Origin of the sequence: Alcanivorax borkumensis SK2 (genome assembly GCF_000009365.1) — a bacterium.
GTDB classification, from domain to species: domain Bacteria; phylum Pseudomonadota; class Gammaproteobacteria; order Pseudomonadales; family Alcanivoracaceae; genus Alcanivorax; species Alcanivorax borkumensis.
Genome location: NC_008260.1, coordinates 1,421,117 through 1,441,921, shown reverse-complemented (window position 1 = coordinate 1,441,921; position 20,805 = coordinate 1,421,117). Strand labels below are relative to the sequence as shown.

The window sequence follows — 20,805 nt, the reverse complement described above, 5'->3', positions numbered from 1 at the left end:
TAAAGGCGGGCGCCCCGAAATAAGGCGACCGCATTTTACCGGAAACGGCGCCGTGAATCATGTTTAGTGGTAAACAAAGTCTGTTTTGTTATTTTTTGATCACCCGAACAGATTAACCACATCGAGACGATGGGCTTGATCACCGCCCTGCTGCTGCCCTTGCTCAAGGTTTTCGAAGTCAAACAGGCGGGTATCCGCCAGCTGTGAAGGGGCGATGTTTTGCACTGCGGCAAAGATATTTTCAATCCGTCCCGGCTGCTGCTTGTCCCATTGCTGCAACATCTCCTTAATCACTTGCCGCTGCAAGTTCTTCTGGGAGCCACATAAATTGCAGGGAATGATCGGGTATTCCTTCAAGGCCGAGAACTCGATGATGTCTTTCTCGCGGCAATACGCCAGCGGGCGAATCACCACATTACGGCTGTCATCGCTGCGCAGTTTGGGGGGCATGGCTTTCATTTTGCCGCCATAGAACATGTTCAGAAACAAGGTTTCGACGATGTCATCGCGATGGTGACCAAGAGCAATCTTATTGGCACCTATTTCCTCGGCAAACCCGTAGAGGCTGCCCCGGCGCAGGCGTGAACACAGGCCGCAGGTAGTTTTTCCTTCTGGCACCTTTTCTTTGACGATGGAATAGGTGTCTTTCTCCAGAATGTGGTATGCCACGCCTTCCTTTTCCAGATACTCAGGGAGGATGTGCTCTGGGAAACCGGGCTGTTTCTGGTCCATGTTTACTGCCACCAGTTCGAAATTCACCGGGGCAGAGTGCTGAAGGTTCCGTAGAATCTCCAACATAGTGTAAGAATCCTTACCGCCGGACAAACACACCATTACCTTGTCGCCCTCGCTGATCATATTGAAATCAGCAATGGCACGGCCCGTTTCTCTGCGCAGTTTCTTTTGCAGTTTGTTCAGGCGGGTGCGTTTTTTGGTATCAGCGTTGTCTGACATCAGGTGACCTTCATTTTGCGGATCAGTCGGCGGTACAGCGAGGGAGCCCAGCGCTTCAAGTATATGCCCGCCCCTTCGCGGCCGGCGATAATAACCTGATCACGGCCACGCTGCACGGCTTCGACCAGCCGTTTGGCGCATTCTTCCGGGGCCATGGCGGTCTGCTGGGCGTCATCCATGGTGCCCTGGCGGCTGCCATCGCCGGTGAGCGCATTAATGGACACCTGGGTACGAATAAAACCCGGCATCACCAGCGTCACACGAATACCCTGATCGTACTCTTCCGCGCGCAGAGATTCGAAAAAACCATGCAGCGCATGTTTGCTAGCACTGTACGCACTGCGAAGCGGGGTCGGCAGCTCGCCCACCAGGGAGGTAATCACCACGAACCGCCCTCCACCCTGCGCCTTAAACCAGGGAAGAACAGCTTTGGTCAACGCTACTGTGCCGAAAAAATTCACCTCCATAATTTGGCGATCTACGCTCAAATCCGTATCCGCCACCAGCGAACGCTGGGAAATGCCCCCATTGTGTACCACCTGGTCAAGCCGGCCACAGGTTTGGCGAACCTGTTCCACCGCCGCCGCCATGGCGTCGCTGTTAGCTAAATCCAAAGGCAACACCAAATGCGCTTCGCTATTGACCAAACCGGCCCGCACCCGTTCCAGCTCTTCTTCCCGGCGGGCGGACAACACCAGCTGAGCGCCACGCCTGGCGTATTCTCGAGCCAAAGCTTCACCAATGCCCGAAGAGGCCCCAGTAATCCAGACAACCTTGTCAGCCAGCGACTCAGACATACGATTCCCCTTGCCCAAAGACCTTGTTAAAGACAAAGGGAGAGTCTACTGCCCTGCCTTAAAAACAAAAAGCGCGGCTTAGCCGCGCTTTTTGTTGATCGCTCTATTGTGCTTATTTCAGTTCTTTCGATGACAATCCAAGCAGATGCCTTGCCACAATTAGCTGCTGGATCTGCTGGGTGCCCTCGAAGATATCGATGATTTTCGAATCTCGAGCCAGTTTTTCCAACAAGGTGCGCTCGGAGTAGCCCAGCTCACCGCATAGCGCCACGCACTTTAATGTGACGTCGTTGCCCATACGTCCGGCTTTGGCTTTACACATGGAAGCCTCACGGGAATTGGGCTGGCCATTGTCTGCCATCCAGGCAGCCTTGAGAGTCATCAACCGCGCCGCTTCCAAGTCGGCCTCCAACCGATACACCTCCAACTCTCGAGCGGTTGAATTGTAAGGCTGTTTAGAGTAATCAGCCGCAACCCCTTCTTTTTCAAGAATATCGCAAGTTATCTCCAGGGCTGCACGCGCCACACCCAACGCCATGGCGGCCACTTGTGGACGGGTATTATCGAAGGTCTGCATCACCCCGCCGAAGGATTTTTTGCGTGCCTCTTCCGTATCACCCACCTCGGCAGAACCGAGAATATGGTCTTTGGGTATCCGGCAATTGTTAAACGCTAACGCGGCGGTATCGGATACCCGTAAGCCCATCTTATCTTCCACACGCACTAGCTCTACGCCAGGGTTATCACGGGGAACGATAAACGACTTAATCGCGGCCTTGCCAAGTGACTTGTCCAGCGTGGCCCAAACCACAATAGCATCGCAGCGCTGGCCAGCGGTGCAGTAAATCTTCTCACCGTTGAGCACCCATTCATCACCCTCTGCTACCGCTGTAGTAGCGACCGCGGCAGAATCGGAACCAGCACCAGGTTCCGTAATCGCCATGGCACAGTAAAGCTTGCCATACTTCTCTTTCTGCTCCGGTGTACCCACGGCCATAATGGCCGCATTACCTAACCCGGAACCGGGAATGGACAACATCAGGCCCACATCACCCCAGCACATGGCCTCAACACCTAGAATGCCCATCATGTTGATGCCATTCTTAATTGACTCGCTACTGCCACCTTTTTTTCCGCCCCCACGGGGCATAGCCGCCATCATCTGCGCCACGGGTTTCAGCTCTTCCGGAGTCTCGCAGTGTTCAATGGCGTCGTATTTGCGTGAAATCGGGCGAAAAACACCGCTGGCCAGTTGCTGGGCCATCTGCTGGGTTTGTTTAAGCTTCTCGGGCAATTCTAAATTAATCATGCTGTTCTCCTACACCATCAGGCTGCCGTGAAGCACGGCAATGCTGCGCAAGTTCCGGTACCACATCTCTAGTGGGTAGTCGCGAACAAAGCCCGCTCCACCGAAGAGCTGAATACCGTTGGTGCCAATTTCCATGGCCTTTTCCATGCACAATAGCTGCGCAAGATAGGCTTCCTTGTGGAAATCCAGCCCCTGTTCGGCCCGGCTGGCGGCGCGCAACATCATCAGCCGCATCCCTTCAATCTCGATCGCCATATTGGCCACCATAAAGGCCACAGACTGGCGCCAGGCAATCGGTTCACCAAATGCCTTACGCTCATTCACATAAGGGATGGCGTACTCCATTACCGCCTGACAGCACCCCACCGCCAAGGCGCATTGGCCAATGCGAGCCAGACCCAGCAAACGATTCAGGTCAAAGCGCTCCAAGCGATCGGCCTCCGGAACCACCACTGATTCTAAAGTCAACGTGGCCAGCTCAGCACTACGAAGTCCCATATACGCTTGCGATTCGATTGTTAGGCCTGCTGCGGTTTTCGGCACGATAAAAGCAGATACGTCATCCTTTTCCGCCGCTACCACCACAAACCACTCACATTGTGCTGCTAACGGCACCATGCTTTTCACACCGTTCAGTACCACTTGTCCATCGGCGCTTTGTGCCGTGGTGGCCGGTGAGGATGGCTCAAAAGTGGCACGGGGCTCTGTCAATGCGATAGCCGCCCCAGTGAAGCTTTCTGTAGCCATGGATGGCAACCAGCGTTCTTGCTGGTCTTCATTACCAAAATCTATCAATGCATTCACTGCCGCCATCGGCTGCAAGGCTGCTAACGTGTGGGAAATATCCCCTTGGGCAAGGTCTTCTACCGCCAAAGCGTTGGACAGCGGTGAGCGAGGCATGCCCACGCCACCCAGTGCTTCGGGCATCGGCATCAACGACAAACCAAAACCCGCGATACTGTTTAGCAGTTGAGCATTCGCCTTCGCCGCGTCATCTGCTTCACGCGATTGTGGAAACAGGGAATCTCGAACCAGCTTGCGCATCCCTTCACGGGTCATGCGTTGCTCTTCAGTTAATGTCAGGTCAAAAAGCGGTGTAGACATACGAGGGCCTCATCCCGGCAAACATACAGTTAGTTGAACAACAGTCTGTCATTGGCTGTCTACTATCGACAATGACAGGCCTGTGACCTGGGCCGATAAAAACGGTAAAGTTGCACTAAAAGATAACAACCATTCGTTTAGGTGTTTTGCCTGTGTTTACTGTGAAATCCACCGCCGCGCTGGAGCGAGCAATTCGCCTAAAACGCCAACTCATGGCGTTCTATTCTTATTGCTTATTATGGGCAGGCACTTTTATTGGAGTGGAACTCGCAGCCTTTGAGCCGAACACGCCCACTCTGGCCTTGCTTGCGCTAATTGTTATCATCAATGTGTTCTTCTATCTCCTGATTCGCACCGGCATCAGCGAACAGTTCCGTGACCCCAGCCTGACTATTGTGCAGATGGCCGCGGGGATCCTGTTAACCACCGCCATCCTGCACTATTCCCGGGAATTGCGCGGCGCTATGCTAAGCATCTATTTTATGGTCATGACCTTCGGCGTACTCGCACTGGATCGGCGTCGAATGCTATTGATTGCGGCTTTCACGCAACTCTGTTTTACCAGTCTGTTGATCTACGAATGGTTTGAGGCGCCACAACAAGCGATTTTCTCTTACCTAGTTGGCCACTGGCTCATCCTTGCGCTTGGCCTCGGCTGGTTTATCTATATGGGGGGCTATATCCATAATCTGCAATCGAGAGTGCGAGAACAGCGCAGACGGTTACACGAAGCCCACAATCGACTGAGTGCCATTGCCGTGCGTGATGACTTAACTGGCCTTTACAATCGTCGTCACTTTCTGGAAAGGCTAGAAGAAGAGATGTCCCGTGCGAACAGGGAGAACAACCCGCTTCATCTTGCGATCATCGATTTGGATCATTTCAAACAAGTTAACGACACCTACGGCCACCACGCCGGTGATGACGTGCTACATCGCTTTGCCCAGCTCGCCGCCATGGGGCTACGCAAATCCGACCTGCTGGCTCGTTATGGCGGTGAGGAATTTGTGGTCTTGTTTCCTCATACAAGCACCCAGGCTTGCCAGGCTGCAATGGAGCGTCTGCGTAATCGCTTCGCCCAGCAGCACTATTCCTTTTCCGGCGATCTGCGCAGCAAATTTTCTGCCGGGTTGACACCGTATCAACCTGGGGAAAGCGCTGAAGAATTTATTAAGCGGGCCGACCGTGCTCTGTATCAGGCTAAGGACCTGGGCAGAAACCGTATTCAGCTGGCCAACTGACCTCCATTAATAAACACCCAAAGCTAATCACCAGAAAAAGTTCAGGCATAGCGGGCAACAGCGACAGGACAGTGGAGCCCTGACGCGTCTGCCGGTATGCTTGCTCCCCACCGGGAGAAAAGCATGTCTGAGATCACCAATCCAAGCCTAAAAAACACGGTTCGTCAGCATTTCGCCAGCTTGGGCGACGACGCCCCCACCTGGACGGAAATTCACGGCATGCTCTGCGCCCTGGCTGCAGGCCCCCATGACGACGGGTTTGCCGACAGCATCGACTACGCCCATGAGCTAGAAATGCCTGTACCCGAAGACGTGGCCTCTGCGCTCAATCAGCTTCGCCAGCGGCTGGTGACTCAGCTACTCAGTGGTGAAACCATTAATCTGCCTTGCCTGCTTGATCCTTACCAGGAAGAAGATGGGCAAGATCTGGCCAGCTGGTGTGCTGGGTTTATGACTGGCGTCTTCGTGAAGGAGTCCCAATGGTACGCAATCGACGAAGAAACCATCGCTAATCTCTTGCTACCGTTTATTCTTATTTCTGGGCTTGATGAGGATGAGGCGCTTGACGCCCTGTGGGAGAACACTCAGGTGGTTAGACAAATGGCTCTGGGCATTCCTGAGCTCATTGAAGAGCTATTTTTGTGTTTTCACGGCCCGGATGAAGGCGGCGAGTCAGCCTAACCTCTGCGGCAGCCCTCGCTACGGTTGCCCTGCTCCGCCCCCTTCTATCACTAATCAATGCAATCAAGCGTAACGTGCGTGATCCAGTACAAGAAGGTCGCCACAAGCGACTCGACCCACTCAATGAGATGAACCCGAACCCGAGCAACATCAACTTGCAGGCAACGTTAGCGCCCTCGCAATGCGAGGCGAATCCTGGCATTGCGTGTCACTCGTTGTCTTTGAGTGACAGATGTCGGATGTCGGGTTGCGCCGGAGGCGCCACGCCAGTTGGCTGCCCCAGCCTTTCCCCTGGCGGCGCCATACTCAAATGACTGACATCCGGTGCCGGTGGAGGCGGCGCATGTTCCGCGTTATTCAAGTTTTCCCCCACATCTGCTACCGAAAAGGCACCTGAAAAACCGGTACCTCCGGTACGAATGGTTCCTACTGTCTCCAAGCCGCCTGAGCCCGCACTTGGGATACGGGCCTCACCGGCTGACCGGTAGGACTCAACCGATGTGACCGGCATTCCCGACGAAGGCACCGGTGCTGCTGCCAATTCGGGAGCTGACTGCACAGCCACCGGCCTGATTTCGCATTCAGCGCCCGCTTGCTTCATAAGCGCCCGAAACTTCATGGCGGTAGCCTGATCGGTGTTTTTCTTGATCACCACCGGCTGAGCCGAAAACAACCTCTCCACCCGAGCATTATCCATTTTGAACAACCGTGCCAGGTTACTCTTCACCGTGGATAAATCGGCGCCGCCGACCAACTTCCCGGAAAACACGATATGGAAACGGGCATCACTCATGCTTCTGCGTTACTCCTCTCTGGGAATTTAGTCCATCTGAGCCGCACAATATTCCGCCAGTGCTGCGATGGTCCGGGACGGGTTTAAGCCCAGTGCCCGCGGCACCATGGCGCCATCTATCACATAAAGATCAGGGTAATTGAACACTTCCCCGGCATGATTCACCACCCCCTGTTCCACAGAGTCCGCCATATTGCAGCCGCCCAGAGGGTGCGGGGTAACCAAATTCTTGAACCAGCTCCAGGTGACTGGAGCCATCGGGCTACCGCCAGTGGCCGCCGTTAGCGCTAAATGGCGATCGGCCAGGCCTTGCACGGCTTTTTCTGCCTTGCGGTAGTCCCAACGCAGTTTCAGGTGCTCACGCTTCCAGGGCCAATACCAACGCCGCGCCAAGGAAAAAGTACCGCCCGGTTCATCCATGGCCTGACCAAACCAGGGCATCATTTTCCCAAAGGGGTTACTGCTATCGCCATACTTGAGCATCGCGGCTCCTAACCGTGTGCTACTAAAGCGAGGCTGTTTGCCCAATCGCTCCAGCCAGCTTCCAAGAATATCCGGAAGACCGCCGTCTTCTACAAAATAACGGGCACCGTTATCAGATCCATCCAAGTAATCGATAGCACTGGTGATGGTTGGCCCCCGGGTGGGTGAAATCTGTCGATCATCGTAGAACGCCGCCGTGGCAAAGTCGCCGTTACTGCTCCAGTTATGCCCCAGTTTACGGCTTAACTTTGGTAGCGTTTTGTATTGATCTCGACAACGCAGCAACAGTTCAGTGGAGCCCAGGGAGCCAGCGGCCACAATCACTTTATTGGCCTTAAAGACTCGCCAGCCACGCGCGTCCAGATCCATGGCGCGCACCTCAAAACCTCCTGACGCCAGCGGGCGAATGGTACGCACGTGATGCAATGGACGGATCTGCGCACCAGCGCTTTCTGCCGCTGCCAGATAATTAAGATCCAAGGTGTTTTTGGCCTTAACCGGACACCCCAAATCACAATTGCCACAATGGGTGCAAGTACCCTGCTGCTTTCCCTGGGCATTTACCCACATCTTACTGTGGCGATAATCGAAACAGTCGTCGTTTTCCGCTCGCCAATCCGGATCGAATGTAATTGCCTGGGGCAGCACCGTGAATCGATCCCCCGCACCTACCGCATCTGCCGCCTCTTTCATCAAATGGGTTCGGGGCGTCCACTGGCTGGCGGGCAAGGTCTGAACATTGAGCATCACTCCAGTGATGTCATAGTAAGGCTTCAAGGTGGAATAATTAATCGCTTGCGGCCAACCGTGGTCGAACGCTTCTGGTTTAGCCTCAATGCTTACATTGGCATAGATCAACGACCCACCGCCAACGCCTGCGCCCATGGCAATGCTCATATCGCCGAAATTGCGGAAATCGACCCATCCATTTTGTTTTTCCGGTTCCGCTTCATCCCAGAACCAGTTTTTCTGTGAAACAGAGGGGTAATCACTAGGCAGCCAGCGTCGTCCCCGCTCCAGCACGACAACCTTACGGCCCTTCTCTGCTAACCGACATGCCATTACAGCGCCCCCGAAACCACTGCCGATGACCAGCACATCCACGTTTTCCATGTTGTCCCCAGTGTTTTATTTTTTGAACCTGCCCTCTGCCCCCATTACAAGATCTCTGCCATGCTTAGCATGCATCGTGTTTTGCAGAGGCCCCGTGGTCATACAAACATTGCAATCATCTTTTGTACTATTTTTTGCACTATAAATTTAAGTACCAATCCTGTCTATTTACAGCACTTTCCAGTACCCTGATCGGCATCTTTGCCGGCCCACAGCAGCCCCCATGGAACAGATTGATTTCGTTACTCTCGAAGAGAAAGCCCGCCCGCGTAAGCGAGCTGCTACCCCCCCAAAAGTGACCAGCGCGTCGCGCCAGAGAACACCGCGTCAGGGTGCCGTTCGTGAAGGTTACCGCCGCCTGACTGCCGACATTCCTGCCGATCTTCATAAACGCTTAAAAATGCAGGCATTGATGGAAGACCGCTCTGTCACCGAATTAATCGTTCAGGCCGCTGAGAGTTTTCTCCGTAACCGTGACTGATTAGCCTCCTTTGAGAGTTTTCTGCGTAACCGTGACTGATTAGCCTCCTTTATATTGCCCTTTCTTCCTCTCTTTTACACACCCGCATCGCTGTCACTGAAGCGTCATCGCTCTGTCATTCCTTCGCCCCCTTATACCCGCAGTGTTGGCCAAAACCGTCGAAGGAGCTAGCTAATGGCTGCGGATCTGTTTTTGCTTGTCTGTGCCCTGCTGTTCGGGCTTGGGTTTCGCCTACTGTTTCGTCATTTACCGGAGGAACGTTGGCAGTTTGTTGCTTCACTACCACTGAAGAAAAACCACGATGGTTCTTGGCAAGGGCTTAACCTGACTTTCTACGGCTTGTTTACTGGCTTGGCCGGAGGCCTCGGTGTCGCCACGTTCATCCTGTTAACGGCCTCTGCCGGTGTGTCGTTGGTAACCAGCCTTGCTCTCACCCTAGGCGTTCTCATCATCTGCCTCCCGGCGGCGAAAATTATCGCCACCCTAGTAGAGAAAAACCGTCACGGTTTTACCGTTGGTGGCGCCAGTTTTGTCGGCATCATTATTGCGCCCATTTTTCTCTGGCTTGCCGACAAGGCCAGCCAACATTGGTGGGATACGCCACTACCCACCCTGCCCATGCTTGCCGCGATGTCCATTGCCTATGTAATGGGGGAAGGTATCGGGCGGCTGGCCTGCATCAGTTTCGGCTGTTGCTACGGAAAAGCATTACACGATGCACCACTCTGGGCTCAGCGCATGTTTGCTACGCTGAATCATGTCTTCATCGGCAAAACCAAGAAAATTGCGTTTGCAGGCGAAATGGAAGCCATCAAAGTGATCCCCATACAAGCGGTGACCTGCGTGATTTATACCGCATTGGCTTTATTTTGCTGTGCCCTGTTTTTTCACCAGCTATTTGCGCTGGCTTTTGCTTTGAGTCTGGTGGGTAGCCAACTGTGGCGAGTCTATTCAGAAACGTTGCGGGCGGATTATCGCGGTGGCAGTACCCTGTTCTCGGTGTACCAGCTGATGGCTTTACTGGCCGCCCTGTACGGGGTGGCCATTAGCATTGCACTGCCTAGCCATGGCGATTTGCAGCCTCTACTCGCCATAGGGCTGGCCAGCTTGTGGTCGCCGGGGGTGATCTTGGCTCTGCAATTGATCACGGTAATCATGTTCTTCTTCTCCGGCACCAGCACCATTACCACCGGGGAGCTTCGCTTCGGCCTAGCGGCCGACTGGCGGAGCCAGGCGGGTTGCGAGCAAAAGCATAAACATTGTGCTAAGCCCGCGCAGCGCAACAGCTCCCCAGGCGCCACTACACCAGTGCCACGGCTTTGATCTGTGCATAAAGATCGGTGCCAGGAAACAGCGAAAGCTGACGTGCAGAGCGACCGGAAATACGCGCCAAAATACACTGGCCAGCCAGGCGAAGTTGGACCAGGCATTGCCCAGGACCCACATCGCGCAGGCCAACCACCTGAGCAGGCAATATATTGAGGATGCTGCTGTCGTTGGGCGCGCTAAGGCACAGGCTTACATCTCGGGCAGCAATCCGCAGCCGCACCGGCTCGCCAGGAGTCAGCCGCTGGAGACCAGGTAGCCACAGGGTGTGGCTACCCACTCTTATGCCCTGCAAGTGATCTTCTCGGACATAGCTCCCCACCTCGCCAGCCAGTAAAGCGGTTGCATCCGCGCGTTGAGCCAACACACCATCCAGCCGTGACAGCTCCTGGCCGACCGGCCCCTGAGCAACCACCCGGCCCTGCTCCATCAGCCAGACCTGGTCTGCCAGACGTAGCAGCTCATCCATATTATGTGTGACATACAGCACCGGCACCGTTTGCGCCGCCAAGGCAATCAGATCCAGTAATCCCTGCTTGTGCTCCTCCCCGAGAGCCGAGAGCGGCTCGTCCAGAAGCAACAACCGGGGTGTGCCCAACAAAGCCCGGGCAAGTGCCACTCGCTGGCTCTCTCCGCCAGACAAACCGTCCACGCGACGCGACAGCAACGGCGCAATACCGGTCTGTTTGATCACCTGTTCCACCTGCCCAATAGGGCTGCGCCGCCGCCGCGCCACATAGTTCAGATTGCCCTGCACGGTAAGGTGGTGAAACAGCGTGGGTTGCTGAAACATCATGCCGATGGGCCGCTGCCAAACCGCCAAATCCACATCGTTTTTACGCTCAGACGACAGCCCCGAAGACCGCCACAGCTGATCGGCAAAACGGATCGTGCCTTCGCATGGGTCTAGCCCTGCCACCATGCGCAGCAACGAACTCTTGCCTGCACCGGAAGCGCCGAACAGCACGGTAACCCCCTCGGGTTGCAGGGTGGCATCCACTTGCAGCTGGAAAGCACCACGCCGCCCGCTTATCGACAACGCCAGACTCATGGCATGGCTCCTGGGCCGGAACGGCCACGCTGCCAGCGGAACAGCCCCCACAGCAGCAACAACGACAGGCCAAGCAGAACCGCGGCAAGCCGATGAGCACTAACATAATCCCCCGCGTCCACATGCTCATACAGCGCCACCGAGGCTACCCGGGTTTGTCCGGACAGGCTGCCACCAATCATCAGCACCACACCAAACTCGCCTAAGGTATGGGCGAAGCCCAGAATCGCCGCAGAGACATACCCTTCCCGGCACTGGGGCAATACCAGAGAGAGGAATCGATCCCGTGGCCCGGCACCCGTCACTGCAGCCATATCCAACTGTTTGGAGTCGATAGCGGAAAACGCATTCTTTAGCGGCTGCAGAACAAAGGGCAAGGAATACACCACCGACCCCACCACCAGCCCGGTAAAAGTGAAGGCCAGCGAGCGTTGTTCAACCACATTAGCCAACCAGCCCCCAGGCCCATTCGGCCCCAATCCGATCAACAAATAAAATCCCAACACCGAGGGGGGCAATACCAAAGGTAGCGCCAACACGGCCTCCAGCAATGCTTGGCCGGGCAAACGGCGACGCGCTAGCCACCAGGCCAGCGGTGTGCAAATCACGATCAGGATAACCGTGGTCAGCAACGCCAACTGAACACTGACACTCAACGCCAGCCAATCACCCTCAGAAAGCATCATCGGGCACCTGATAACCTGTCTGTTCAATTAGGGCTCGGGCTTGAGGGCTGAAAAGGAAATCATAAAACCGCTGCGCAGTATCATTCTTGCCTAGCAGCCCCCCCTGCTGAACAATCGGCGCGTACCAATGCGCCGGCACTCGCCACTGGCTACCGCCCTGCTGCTGTACTTGGCTCCATGCCACAAAGGCTGCGGCGGCAGCACCACTGTGGGCAAAATGATAGCTCTGGCCTACGTTTTCAGCGGTAACTCGTTTCACTCCCTGGGGCAGTTTCACATGCAGCAGTGCCGATTCCGCCGCCACCCCGTAAGGTGCCGTGCGGGCATTGGCCAGGGCCAGTGGCTGAACATGGCCCTGGCGCAAGTTCTCTGGGGCAAGCGAAACGCCCCGAGTGGGTGTCCACAACACCAAAGTACCCAGGGCATAAGTGCGAATGGAGGCAGAATCCAGAAAACCGTCCGCAGCCAGTTCTTCAGGGCGACGCTGGTCCGCGGCGAGGAGGATATCGTAGGGCGCGCCTTGGCGAATTTGTGCCGCCAGTTTGCCGGTGGACGCCACCGTCACGCCAATCCGGTCATCCGGATGGCGCAGCGCGTATAAGGGAATCAGACGTTTCAGTGTGTGTGCGAAATTAGTCGCCACCGCCACCTGAACGGTGCCAGCTGCCACCGGCACGCTGAGCACGCTCATCAAAACAACAACCAAAATCCGCATGGGCTACACCGCGACTATATTGAGGCTACGCTGGAACGATACACCGGGAATCGTCCAGTCTAAGTCAGCACGATGGCCCTGTCAGGAGGATTTGCGGGGGTTCTGGCCGCGGTGCTGGCGGCCACGAGCGCGGGCTAGCTCAATCTGCTTCTGCCGCTCCGCAAAGCGCTGTTTTTGCTCCGGTGAGGATTCATCAAAACATTTCGGGCAGGAAACCCCCAGCTGGAACTGCGCTGAGCGCTTGTCCTCATCGCTAATAGGTCGACGACAGGCGTGACATTGATCAAATTCGCCAGGATTCAGGTCATGATCCACCGTCACTCGCTCATCAAAGACAAAACACTCTCCTTCCCATAGAGAGTCTTCCTTAGGCATCTCTTCCAGATATTTGAGAATGCCACCTTTCAGGTGGTACACCTCATCAAAGCCTTGCTCTTTCAGATAAGCCGTGGACTTCTCACAACGTATGCCGCCGGTACAAAACATGGCCACTTTTTTGTGCTTTTGCGGATCCAAGGTTTGCTTAACGTATTCTGGGAACTCCCGGAAGGTGCGCGTCTCGGGGTTAATGGCGCCTTTGAAGGTACCGACTTCCACTTCATAATCATTGCGGGTGTCGATCAACACCGTGTCCGGATCAGCAATAATTTCATTCCATTCCTGCGGTGACAGGTAGGTGCCCACGGTGCGGGTAGGGTCAATACCTTCCACCCCCATGGTGACGATCTCTTTCTTTAGCTTCACCTTGGTACGCAAAAATGGATGCTCGTCGTGGAAAGACTCCTTATGCTCCAGCGTCGCCAGGCGTTCGTCGCTCTTGAGCCAGTTCAACACCGCATCCACCCCGGCACGGGGGCCGGAAACTGTGCCGTTAATGCCCTCATTGGCCAGAAGCAAAGTGCCGCGCACATCGTTAGCGTGCATCAGATCCAGCAGCGGCTGTTGCAATTGCTCGAACCCAGACAGCCGAACAAATTTGTACAACGCCGCCACCACAATACTATGTGGGGTTTCCACCCGATGCTGGGTACTCACGACTTCTCTCCCAACGTTGATTCTCCCTTGCTGAATTGCGGGTCATGTTTACTGCCACCCAGGCAGTCCGGTGACGCCAAAATCTCGCCCCCCTTGGCCTGCCATTCCGCCGGCGTATGGGTGTGCAATGCCAGCGCATGCACAGGCCCCTCCAACTCTTCAGCAAGAATTTTGTAGAGCATCTGATGGCGACGCACCGGCATCATGCCGGCAAACACCTCGCTCACCAGCACCAGCTTGAAGTGGGTTTCCGAGTTTGGCGGCACGCTGTGCTTGTGGCTTTCATTTTCCAGGGCGAAATGTGCCACAGGCACCGCCTCGAAAACCTTGCGCTCGATCAATGTCGCTACACTCATAGTCCACCTCGGCCGGAACCGTTTCAGAAAAGCACTGCAGAAAGTACTGCGGATAGGGAGATTATATCAGCTGTGCGTAAGGCGTAACGCCCCCTACGGGGGGCGTATTCTACGGGTTTTGTGTGGTAGTGGAAATCCGGTTCAAACCACCGGGATGATGTCTCGCCAGAGCTGTTCGCCACTTTCATCCAACAAGGAAGCCATGGTCTCACCCGGGCCCAGCTGGCACACCTGACGGTCCGATTGCCAAGCATTCCAGCCTGGCGCATCGCCCCGCGCAAAAGTGCCCCACGCTGCCTGCACCTGATGAGACAGCGCCCGCGCTTCACTCGTACCTCCGGTGAAGTACATTCCCGCTGGGGTATCTGTCACACCGAAGACAAAGGGCACGTCCACCACATGGCAGGCCCCCAGTGGCACACCGAAGGGCTCGCTGGGCCAGGTAAACTGAAACCCCCAGCACTGAGCATGCTGGCTCTGGGCATCAAGTAGGCGCACTGTGGGCACCCGAAACAGACGATCGGATTCCATAGCCGCTAACCAGTCCAGGCGGCTGCGCCGTGCATCCGGCTCCACCGCTGTCTGGTAATAATCAAAAGCACGGCGGCCATTACCGGGCAGCGCACGCTCAAATCGGCTCACAATTTCCTCATCGCTGATTTCCCTCAGGGCGTCCATGGTGGTTGTGCCAGCCAGCACGCCAGCGTACTGGAAGAAGTTGAATTCATCACGACATACGCCAGCCATTACACGCTTGTTGGCAGCAGCGCCTGCAGCGATGGCATCAACCGGCAATTGCGGCAGCACGTCACCATCCACCATGGGCAAGAAGTTCATGGCAAATTGAGGTGTGGTGGTACGCAAGCCTCGATCCACCAACACTTTCACCGCCGCATTTTGGGCCTTAATCCAGCCCTTGTTATCCGCACTGAGCAGCTTTTCGGCGGCGCTGCCGTCGCCCGGCAAGGCTGCCACAAACGCATTAGTGACCTTGCGTACCTGATCCGGGGCTAGCACAAAATCCGCTCCCCCTGACTGCACAATGGCCGCTTGGAATAACTCATCAGCCTGCGGGCAGGCCAGTAATGAGCAGACGCTGAAACCACCAGCAGACTCACCAAAGATCGTCACCTGCTTATCGTCGCCAGCAAAAGCGGCAATATTCTCTTGTACCCATTGTAGCGCCGCCAACTGATCGCGCAGGCCCAGATTGGTATCGGCATCCAACTCTGGCGCCACCGCCGAAAAATCCGCAAAGCCCATGGCGCCCAAACGGTATGCCGCATTAACCACTACCACTTTTTGGCTGCGTGCTAACTCTGCGCCATTATATAGAGCCTGGGACGTGGAGCCTGCCATATAGCCTCCGCCATGGAACCACACCATCACCGGAAACGGGCCCTCACCTTCAGGGGCCCAGATATTCAGATAAAGGCAATCTTCACCGGATTCCTGAATTCCCATTATAGGATTGCGTGGCTGCAATGACGCCAGGGGGTAACGGTCAGCGTTAACACAGTCTTCGCTGTCCGGTAGCGGTTGAGGGGCTTTAAAGCGCCACTCACCCAGTGGCGCCTTGGCAAACGGAATACCTCGATACTCCGTTACGCCCTTGCTGCTAAGTCCTTGATAACGCCCCTGACGAATTATTGCTGTCATCGTCCTCACTCCTGGTTCACACGCCGGTTAGCCGACCGAAAAATAAGGCCATTACCCTAACAAAATACTTACTAAAGCGTAGGCCGAGCTTGCTGTTCAATTATTAGAAAACATGAGCCACCACGACTTATTAGTCGCCTAACCTTGCCCCCCCCTTCATTGAGACCATTGCGCACAGCGTTGAAAACCCATTGAAATTTCTACCAAGTGAAGCCTCTATTATGTAAGACCACCGCCATCGCAAACGCGTCAATAAACGTTACGAGCAAGTGACTACCAAAACCGAAGCGCCCTAGGGAAAATCAATAATACTGTTCTGGTGTCTACATCCGTGTGGAGAACAAAGACAACCCGCTATTTGCCCGCCAGTGAGCATCCGCCCTTCCCTGCACTGCGCCGTTCAGACCATAAGTTCACTAACTCGCTCAATAAGCCATCAATCTAGGCCTAACCCTTCGGCAAGTGTTGACTTGCCGCGCCCCGTTTCGTTATCTAGTGACCCTCTGACGCCATAACAACAATTGCGAGCCTATGCCGTGCGCTAGCCTAGCTTCCTCTTTGAAGCATAAAACTGTCGCCCCTTTCTGGGTGGAATATTTGCTGGATGCAGCGCTGCGTGCCGGCGTGGACCTGAGCTATGCGCTAGTAGCATCTGGTATTAGCAACGAGGATCTAGAAGACCCCCAGTCACGAATATCCATGGCCATCGAGAATCAGTTACTGTCGCAGGCCATTGCCGACAGCGCCGACCCCCTTTTCGGTCTACACATGGGGGAAGGGATTCGCCCGCGTTTCATGGGGGAACTGGGTTATGCCAGCATGTCCAGTGCCACACTGGGGGATGCTATAGAGCTGATGATTCCCTTTATGGAAGTCACCACTGAATACGCCCAATTGCGCTTCGAGTGGCGAGAATATCATGGCGACAAAACGCTATGCTTAATGTGGGAAAGTGACCTGGAAGCGCTGCCAACCTATCCAGCACGAGTGGACGCCAATTTTGCGGCCGCAATCATTTACGGTCGCTGGCTAATTGGCCAGGAACTGAACCCAACGCAGATTCTTTTCAAACATTCACCGCAAGGCGATGAGACTGAATATCAGCGTATCTTCCGCTGCAACGTGAGCTTCGGTCAGCCAGAAAACGCCATCGTATTACCCGCCCACATGTTAGATTTGCCCCTGCGCGATGCCGATCCGGAAGTTCACAAGGTGGCCCGCTCACGTATGCAACGCGCCGTCACCCAGTACCACGCCCGAGACAATTTACTGGAACAGGTGCGCTTAGAAATCCAGAATCGCCTGCAACAGGGCGTTCCGCAGCTGGAACCCATTGCCGATCAGCTCGGTATAAAGCCCTGGACTCTGCGCCGGCAATTGCGTGCCGAGAACACCGATTTTTCCAGCCTACTGGAAGACGAGCGCCGCCGCCTAGCCTGCGACTGGCTGCTGCACAGTGAACGTTCCGTTAACCAAATCGCGCTAGATCTGGGCTACTCCGAGCAAAGTGCCTTCAATCGCGCCTTCAAACGCTGGTTCAGTATCACACCGGTGCAATACCGGAGCCATCAAGGCCATCAGCCTTTCGACAACTGAGCCCCCCGCCACTGGCGCTTGCACTGCCCCAGGGTCAGCCCCTGGGCAAAACCATCAACCAGTGTCGCCCCCAACCGGCTCTGCAGCAGCCGTGTAGAAATGGGTAATAGGCCATAGAACAGCTGCCCAAGCCGAGTGACTTGGTGTAGTTCTTCACGCCAGCCTGCTAGTGAGGCGGGGTAGGCTATTTCCGGCTCACTGCTCAGTAACGCCTGGGCAGCCATTTGCCCACTAAGTACCGCGCCGTAAATCCCCTCTCCCAGCAACGCTTCCGTGCACCCTGCCGCATCGCCCACAAACAACACCCGTCCATTAACCAACCGGGTGTTAGGCAGCCACGTCCCCAGAGGATAGCCCGCTACCTGCTCGGCCTGTGCGCCCAAACGGGCAAGGCTGTAACGCTGCAGAGCGGAACGCTCCGGCGCTGCCACCCCATGGCGCCATACATAGAGCCCCACGTTCACATGGTCCCCCTTGGGAAACAGCCAGCCATAGCCGCCGCGAATTGCACCAAAATCCAGCGTCATGGGAGGGTAATCACGTATGTTCTTGCGGGGTACGCACCCCTCGATGGCCATGGCACCGCGCAGATGCCGCTCTCCCAGCATCCGCGCCACAGCGCTGTTGGCACCATCCGCAGCGACCAGCCAGGGGGCGGTGAAGCGCTGACCTTCCCGGGTCTGCACAGAAACCCCGTTAGCCTCCTGATGAAGTGATCGTAGTCCTGCGGTGTCGCAGAACACGGCGCCCTGTTGCTCAGCATTCGCGCGACAAAGAGCATCCAATTCTGACCGTTCAGTCATCACACAGAACCGTGCTTGGGCACTTAGGTGGCGAATGGGCGAAGAGGTATGGCTCACCGCTAGGGTGGACACCGTTTCGCGAACCACCGATGCAATACTGAACCGGTAACGAGCCAGCGTCTTTTCGGTAACCCCGCCCGCACAGGGCTTAGCACGGGGTTGGGCACGGGAAATAACCACCACACGCAGGCCCGCTGCGGCCAAATCCCATGCTGCCGCGCAGCCCGCCTGGCCGGCGCCGATAACCAGCACATCCCAGTTGCTCATATATATACCTCTGATTCCGTGCGATTAGCCGTCGGGTCCTTTATAATGCGCGCCGTCATGGACCCTGACCCATTGACCTTGCTCAGCGGTCCTCTCGGTTTCAGCCACATAAGTTCTCCCGAATTAAAGCTAGGAGATTGTTCATGAAAGCACCCGTACGCGTAGCCGTCACCGGCGCCGCTGGCCAAATCAGCTATTCCCTGCTGTTCCGCATCGCTTCCGGCGACATGCTTGGCAAAGACCAGCCCGTTATTCTGCAATTGCTCGAAATCACCCCTGCTCTGGAAGCCCTGAACGGGGTCATCATGGAGCTGGAAGATTGCGCATTCCCGCTGGTTGCCGGTATCACCGGTACCGACGATGCCAACGTGGCCTTCAAAGACGCCGACTACGCGCTGTTGGTTGGTGCTCGTCCGCGTGGTCCGGGCATGGAGCGTAAAGATCTGCTGGAAGCTAACGCAGCCATCTTCTCCGCCCAAGGCAAAGCCATCAACGACAATGCCAGCAAAGGCATCAAGGTTCTTGTTGTCGGCAACCCGGCCAACACCAATGCCCTGATCGCCCAACGCAACGCGCCTGACATCGATCCCCGTCAGTTTACTGCCATGACCCGCCTAGACCACAACCGTGCCATGGCGCAACTGGCCAACAAATTGGGCAAAACCGTCAATGACGTGAAGAAGATGCTCATCTGGGGCAACCACTCTTCCACTCAGTATCCTGATCTGCATCACTGTGAAGTGGATGGCAAAGTAGCCATTGATCAGGTCGAGCAAGACTGGTATGAAAACGACTACATCCCGACTGTACAGCAGCGTGGTGCAGCGATCATTAAGGCCCGTGGCGCGTCTTCTGCCGCGTCTGCTGCTAACGCTGCCGTGGACCACATGCGTTCCTGGGCACTGGGCACCGACGAAGGTGACTGGGTTTCCATGGGCATCTACAGTGATGGTTCCTACGGCATTCAGGAAGGCCTGATCTACTCCTTCCCTTGCACCTGCAAGAATGGCGACTGGACTATCGTTCAGGGCCTAGAGGTCAATGACTTCTCCCGTGGCAAAATGCAAGCCACCGAGCAGGAACTGGCCGAAGAACGTGATGCTGTTTCTCACCTGCTGCCGTAAGGTTTAGTCAGGCAATAAAAAGGGGCTCTTCAGAGCCCCTTTTTTGTTTCCGCTGTACTGCGCAGCGGCAGCAGGGTCCATACGACTTAGAATCCGCAATGGCCCTTTTTCAATTTCAAACGCAAGTCATCAGTATTCGGAATAATCGATCTGCTGCATGGCCTGTTGCGAATAATTCGCATAATTTGCCATGGTGATCGGGAACAATACTCCGAAATAGCCCACCATCAGCAACAGCACAATGACGAAGGCTGCTTTCACACCGCCTGAGTTGCTCACTGGGGCCGCGCCGTACTGATTGCGACCCTCGCTACCGCGTTTGAACAACATCACCAGGCCCAACACTAGGTTGGCAATCGGCACTAGCATTAACAGGCTCAACCAACCGCTGGCGTTGATGTCATTGAGGCGACGCACCATATAGCCCCAGCTCATCACCATCAAAGCAATAAACCCCACCATGACAATCAACCCTATTATCACGGCACCCACACCAATAGCACTTTGGCCAGCACTCATAATGCCAGGGATCACGAGTGCTGCAGCAATGCCCATGACCAAATAGAAAAGCAGCGTAAGGCCCGCCGCATAGACAAAATACCGCATACGCCCGATACGACCAGACAGCGATAGAAACTTGGGCTGATACGTCTCCTGACTTCCGGCCATAGAAACATCCGCCTTAGGCGCTTGGTAAGGTTGGTTCATGGTGACTCCCCCCGGAGTTCAAACAGCGTTCAAAGAAGTTGAATCAAGCACTACAGTGTGTGGCGATGCCCAAAGTCTTCCATGGCACGAAGCAAGTCCCGGCGGCTGATTTGGCCAACCAGCTTTCCGTTATCCATCACCGGCAGCCGACGACGGTGATCCGCAAGGAAAATTTCTGCCACATCAAGAATAGAATCCGAGCCTTCTACGGTCTGCAGATCCACGCTCATATATTCTTTTACCGAACCAATTTCCGTATCGTGGTAGCTTGCTTCCAGCGCCCCCTTGAGGCAATCAGATTCGGAAAAGACCCCTACCACGCTGCCCGCCTCATTCACCACCGGGCCACCGGAAATTTGATTTTCCAGCAAGGTACGAATGGCTTCACTGACGGACATATCGGGGGAAAAGGTGATAAGACGGCGGCTCATGTATTCCGCTACCCGCATGGACTTAAGCATAATTATTCCTTGTGCGATCGCAGCCGGCGTCGTGCCGGCTCATCCCTATTGTTTTATAGCAG

At 55.4% G+C, this 20,805-nt stretch carries 21 protein-coding genes; 6 read left to right on the top strand and 15 right to left on the bottom strand.

What is annotated here, in order from left to right; all coding sequences use genetic code 11:
* Window positions 1–99 precede the first annotated feature (99 nt).
* The 4 genes from ttcA to ABO_RS06530 form a co-directional block, all read right to left on the bottom strand.
* Complete coding sequence (ttcA, locus tag ABO_RS06545) at window positions 100–954, bottom strand: tRNA 2-thiocytidine(32) synthetase TtcA (RefSeq protein ID WP_011588549.1); 855 nt, start codon at window positions 952–954, stop codon at window positions 100–102.
* Complete coding sequence (locus ABO_RS06540; protein WP_011588548.1) at window positions 954–1,751, bottom strand: SDR family oxidoreductase; 798 nt, start codon at window positions 1,749–1,751, stop codon at window positions 954–956. Before ABO_RS06540 ends, ttcA begins: the two co-directional genes overlap by 1 nt.
* Before the next feature lie 112 nt (window positions 1,752–1,863).
* Window positions 1,864–3,060: an acyl-CoA dehydrogenase family protein gene (locus tag ABO_RS06535; protein WP_011588547.1), complete on the bottom strand. Its 1,197-nt coding sequence runs from the start codon at window positions 3,058–3,060 to the stop codon at window positions 1,864–1,866.
* Between the two features lie 9 nt (window positions 3,061–3,069).
* Window positions 3,070–4,164 carry an acyl-CoA dehydrogenase family protein gene (locus ABO_RS06530; protein WP_011588546.1) on the bottom strand — a complete coding sequence of 365 codons (1,095 nt, stop codon included), beginning with the start codon at window positions 4,162–4,164 and terminating at the stop codon, window positions 3,070–3,072.
* Window positions 4,165–4,316: 152 nt separating this feature from the next.
* Between ABO_RS06530 and ABO_RS06525 the strand changes: the two genes are divergently transcribed.
* Window positions 4,317–5,405 (top strand): GGDEF domain-containing protein, encoded by a 1,089-nt coding sequence (locus ABO_RS06525; protein WP_232501285.1) that lies wholly within the window; start codon window positions 4,317–4,319, stop codon window positions 5,403–5,405.
* Window positions 5,406–5,528: 123 nt separating this feature from the next.
* Window positions 5,529–6,086, top strand: coding sequence for a YecA family protein (locus ABO_RS06520; protein ID WP_231483318.1), 558 nt, complete (start codon window positions 5,529–5,531; stop codon window positions 6,084–6,086).
* A gap of 208 nt (window positions 6,087–6,294) precedes the next feature.
* Here the strand turns inward: ABO_RS06520 and ABO_RS06515 are convergent, their stop codons facing one another.
* Both ABO_RS06515 and ABO_RS06510 read right to left on the bottom strand, forming a co-directional pair.
* Entirely contained in the window at window positions 6,295–6,879 is a 585-nt protein-coding gene (locus tag ABO_RS06515) for a hypothetical protein (protein ID WP_011588543.1), read from the bottom strand.
* A 27-nt stretch (window positions 6,880–6,906) separates the two neighbouring features.
* Window positions 6,907–8,475, bottom strand: coding sequence for a GMC oxidoreductase (locus ABO_RS06510; RefSeq protein WP_011588542.1), 1,569 nt, complete (start codon window positions 8,473–8,475; stop codon window positions 6,907–6,909).
* A 223-nt stretch (window positions 8,476–8,698) separates the two neighbouring features.
* On the opposite strand from ABO_RS06510, the gene ABO_RS06505 reads away from it, so the two are divergent.
* Entirely contained in the window at window positions 8,699–8,956 is a 258-nt protein-coding gene (locus ABO_RS06505) for a hypothetical protein (protein ID WP_011588541.1), read from the top strand.
* A 174-nt stretch (window positions 8,957–9,130) separates the two neighbouring features.
* Window positions 9,131–10,279 (top strand): prolipoprotein diacylglyceryl transferase family protein, encoded by a 1,149-nt coding sequence (locus ABO_RS06500; protein ID WP_011588540.1) that lies wholly within the window; start codon window positions 9,131–9,133, stop codon window positions 10,277–10,279.
* On the opposite strand, the gene modC is transcribed toward ABO_RS06500, so the two are convergent.
* The 6 genes from modC to ABO_RS06470 all read right to left on the bottom strand — a co-directional run bounded on the left by modC (window position 10,257) and on the right by ABO_RS06470 (window position 15,784).
* Entirely contained in the window at window positions 10,257–11,333 is a 1,077-nt protein-coding gene (gene modC, locus ABO_RS06495) for a molybdenum ABC transporter ATP-binding protein (protein WP_011588539.1), read from the bottom strand. The two genes, ABO_RS06500 and modC, sit on opposite strands and share 23 nt — an antisense overlap.
* On the bottom strand, window positions 11,330–12,016 hold the full coding sequence (modB, locus tag ABO_RS06490; RefSeq protein ID WP_041704936.1) for a molybdate ABC transporter permease subunit: 687 nt from the start codon (window positions 12,014–12,016) through the stop codon (window positions 11,330–11,332). The genes modC and modB overlap by 4 nt, the downstream gene beginning before the upstream one ends.
* On the bottom strand, window positions 12,006–12,734 hold the full coding sequence (gene modA / locus ABO_RS06485; protein ID WP_011588537.1) for a molybdate ABC transporter substrate-binding protein: 729 nt from the start codon (window positions 12,732–12,734) through the stop codon (window positions 12,006–12,008). Before modA ends, modB begins: the two co-directional genes overlap by 11 nt.
* A gap of 81 nt (window positions 12,735–12,815) precedes the next feature.
* Entirely contained in the window at window positions 12,816–13,769 is a 954-nt protein-coding gene (locus ABO_RS06480) for a rhodanese-related sulfurtransferase (protein WP_011588536.1), read from the bottom strand.
* On the bottom strand, window positions 13,766–14,125 hold the full coding sequence (locus ABO_RS06475; RefSeq protein ID WP_011588535.1) for a BolA family protein: 360 nt from the start codon (window positions 14,123–14,125) through the stop codon (window positions 13,766–13,768). The genes ABO_RS06480 and ABO_RS06475 overlap by 4 nt, the downstream gene beginning before the upstream one ends.
* 141 nt (window positions 14,126–14,266) lie before the next feature.
* The gene (locus ABO_RS06470; protein ID WP_011588534.1) at window positions 14,267–15,784 is read right to left on the bottom strand and encodes a carboxylesterase/lipase family protein; all 1,518 of its coding nucleotides are present in this window, start codon (window positions 15,782–15,784) and stop codon (window positions 14,267–14,269) included.
* Between the two features lie 558 nt (window positions 15,785–16,342).
* Between ABO_RS06470 and ABO_RS06465 the strand changes: the two genes are divergently transcribed.
* Window positions 16,343–17,380: an AraC family transcriptional regulator gene (locus tag ABO_RS06465; protein WP_231483320.1), complete on the top strand. Its 1,038-nt coding sequence runs from the start codon at window positions 16,343–16,345 to the stop codon at window positions 17,378–17,380.
* Here ABO_RS06465 and ABO_RS06460 read toward each other — a convergent pair.
* Complete coding sequence (locus ABO_RS06460) at window positions 17,362–18,450, bottom strand: NAD(P)/FAD-dependent oxidoreductase (RefSeq protein ID WP_011588532.1); 1,089 nt, start codon at window positions 18,448–18,450, stop codon at window positions 17,362–17,364. The genes ABO_RS06465 and ABO_RS06460 overlap by 19 nt on opposite strands.
* A gap of 143 nt (window positions 18,451–18,593) precedes the next feature.
* On the opposite strand from ABO_RS06460, the gene ABO_RS06455 reads away from it, so the two are divergent.
* Entirely contained in the window at window positions 18,594–19,574 is a 981-nt protein-coding gene (locus ABO_RS06455; protein ID WP_035458261.1) for a malate dehydrogenase, read from the top strand.
* A gap of 129 nt (window positions 19,575–19,703) precedes the next feature.
* Here the strand turns inward: ABO_RS06455 and ABO_RS06450 are convergent, their stop codons facing one another.
* Both ABO_RS06450 and ABO_RS06445 read right to left on the bottom strand, forming a co-directional pair.
* Window positions 19,704–20,282 carry a DUF805 domain-containing protein gene (locus tag ABO_RS06450; RefSeq protein WP_011588530.1) on the bottom strand — a complete coding sequence of 193 codons (579 nt, stop codon included), beginning with the start codon at window positions 20,280–20,282 and terminating at the stop codon, window positions 19,704–19,706.
* 50 nt (window positions 20,283–20,332) lie between these two features.
* Window positions 20,333–20,743 (bottom strand): CBS domain-containing protein, encoded by a 411-nt coding sequence (locus tag ABO_RS06445; RefSeq protein ID WP_011588529.1) that lies wholly within the window; start codon window positions 20,741–20,743, stop codon window positions 20,333–20,335.
* Window positions 20,744–20,805: the final 62 nt, after the last annotated feature.